The organism is Steroidobacter sp. (genome assembly GCF_016790065.1).
GTDB lineage: Bacteria > Pseudomonadota > Gammaproteobacteria > Steroidobacterales > Steroidobacteraceae > Steroidobacter.
Genome location: NZ_JAEUPY010000429.1, coordinates 1 through 2,432 on the forward strand (window position 1 = coordinate 1; position 2,432 = coordinate 2,432).

At 61.6% G+C, this 2,432-nt stretch carries 2 protein-coding genes; one reads left to right on the top strand and one right to left on the bottom strand.

Annotation, left to right across the window (positions count from 1 at the left end; translation table 11 throughout):
* Window positions 1-107: 107 nt before the first annotated feature.
* The gene (locus JNL55_RS17930; RefSeq protein WP_293856583.1) at window positions 108-956 is read right to left on the bottom strand and encodes an SDR family NAD(P)-dependent oxidoreductase; all 849 of its coding nucleotides are present in this window, start codon (window positions 954-956) and stop codon (window positions 108-110) included.
* A gap of 219 nt (window positions 957-1,175) precedes the next feature.
* On the opposite strand from JNL55_RS17930, the gene JNL55_RS17935 reads away from it, so the two are divergent.
* A protein-coding gene (locus tag JNL55_RS17935) for an IS3 family transposase (protein WP_293856586.1) occupies window positions 1,176-2,296 on the top strand; the annotation gives its coding sequence in 2 pieces (ribosomal slippage) (window positions 1,176-1,434 and window positions 1,434-2,296; 1,122 coding nt in all).
* Window positions 2,297-2,432: the final 136 nt, after the last annotated feature.

Genomic DNA, 2,432 nt, shown 5'->3' on the forward strand with positions numbered 1-2,432 from the left:
CTTGTCGGCGCCGAGCGCCAGCGCCACAACGCGGTAGACGGTGCCGACCAGTTTCTGGGTCAGCGGTGTTCCGGGCATGCCGGGAACACCGAACGGCATGATGTTCTTTATGATGGTCGGCCCGCAGCACGTAGGAACCGACCGGATGGCTTGCCGAGCGTGTCCGTATAGAGGCGCGGCTGCTTGCCGTCGATGTCGCGAATGCCATAGCCGAAGCCCAGCTCCGCCGCGATCAATGTCTCTCCCGATCGGGCCATGCGCTCGGGATCACGCCACAAGCGTTCGATCACCAGGCCCGAGAACTCCGGTGTCTCGAAGTTCGGCAGGTCATCGAGTACGTGCTGCGGAATATATTCGCGCGGCACTGCCTTCAGCTCGTCGGTCAAGATGAGCCCCGGCCAGATCGAAACCGAGGCGACATCGTGCTCGCGCAACTCAACGGCCATATCGAAGCTCATCTTGTCCGTGCCGGCCTTGGCGGCACCATAGGCTGGCCCGTAGTGGTAGGACACCGCGCCATAGAAGGAGATGTGTGCCATCAGGCTGGCACCGGTCTCGATCATCAACGGCGCGGCGTAGTACGCCGCCACGTAGCTGGAGCGCAGGCCAACGTCGATCATGTCCACCAGATCAAGCGGCTTCTCCCAGAAGCCACCAGGAGCGGTAAGTTCCCGAGCATGTACCTGAGTCGCGTTGTTGACCAGAATATCCAGATGGCCACTCTCGGCACGCACGCGCTCGAACAGCGCGCGCACTTGCGCATCATCGGACTGGTCGCAGGCGACGGGCACGCCCCGACCACCGGCCTGCTCGATTTCCCGAACCGCATTGGCCAAGCCCTCGGTGCTGCGCCCGGTCACGTACACGGTGAAGCCGCGGCTACCCAATGCGCGGGCTATGCCGCGACCCAATCCACGGGTTGCTCCCGTCACGACGGCGATGTGCTTGCTGTTCATTGGATCATCCTAGGTCTGTTGGTTTAAGTGGCCTGATTTCGCTTGCGCAGACGCTACCGTGAGTGCAAGCGACGCATTCGAAAATGCTAGTAGCGGTGCCGATGAATCGCCCCGAGGCGATTCAAATTCGACCTAGAACGTTGTGCTTGAACCGACGTCCCCCCGGATTTGAGTAGCGGCTGACGCTGGAGTCCAATCCCGTACGACAGGAGATTGGACGTGAAGAAGAGATTTACGGAAGAACAGATCATTGGCTTCCTGCGCGAAGCGGAGACGGGCCTGCCAGTGGCCGAGCTGTGTCGCCGACACGGCTTCTCGGAGGCCAGCTACTACCTGTGGCGCAACAAGTTCGGTGGCATGAGCGTCTCGGATGCCAAACGCCTGAAGGAACTCGAGCTTGAGAACGCTCGCCTCAAAAGGCTGCTGGCCGAGTCGATGCTTGAGAACGAGGTGACGAAAGAAGCCTTGAGAAAAAAGTGGTGAGCGCACCGGCACGACGCGAGCTGGTGCGCCACATGGTCGGCAGCGGGCTGAGCGAACGCCGTTCACTGCGCATCATCGGCATGAGCGCCAGCGCCTACCGGTACGAGCCCGCCGCAGACCGCAACGGTGTGCTCAAGGAAAAGATCATGGCACTGGCCCAGCGACATCGGCGGTATGGGGCCGGCATGATCTACCTCAAGCTGCGCCAGGCCGGTGAGATCGTCAACCACAAGCGCGTCGAGCGCCTATATGCCCAGGCGGGGCTGCAGGTCAGGAAGCGCAAGCGCAAGAAGATTCCGCTGGCTGAGCGTCACCCTCTGCAGCGCCCGATGGCAGCCAACCAGGTGTGGTCGATGGACTTCGTCTTTGACCGCACGGCCGAAGGGCGCAGCATCAAGAACCTGACGGTGATCGATGACGCGACTCACGAGGCGGTGGCCATCGTGGCCGAGCGGGCGATGGGTGGCAACCAGGTGGTGCGCATCCTGGATCAAATCGCCACCACGAGGGGATTGCCCAAAGCGATCAGGACAGATAACGGAAAAGAGTTCTGCGGTCGAGCCATGCTGAACTGGGCCCACGCCAGGGGTGTTCAGCTGTTCCTCATCGAACCGGGCAAGCCCAACCAGAACGCCTACATCGAATCGTTCAACGGCCGCTTCAGGGAGGAATGTCTGAACGAGCACTGGTTCACCAGCTTGGCACATGCCCGCGTGATCGTCGAGGCTTGGCGCCGGGAATACAACGAGGAACGCCCCAAGAAGTCCCTCGGCGGATTGACCCCGGCTGACTATGCCCAAAGGCTGGCGCAAAACCCGATAAATTACCCCCCGGACTCCAAAGCCCAGCGCTACTGAAAACGGGGGGACGTCGGAACCACCACGGAACGCACTATATAGCGCATCCGCAGTCATTCAATTGATTGATGGCCCTCGCTGCTTTCCAATCTCCCAAGACACGCCGCTGCCGCGCACCGCCGCGGCGATCTGCTGC

Excerpts from the sequence above, each read along its gene's own strand:
- JNL55_RS17930 (WP_293856583.1), bottom strand. The coding sequence starts at position 956 with ATGAACAGCAAGCACATCGCCGTCGTGACGGGAGCAACCCGTGGATTG.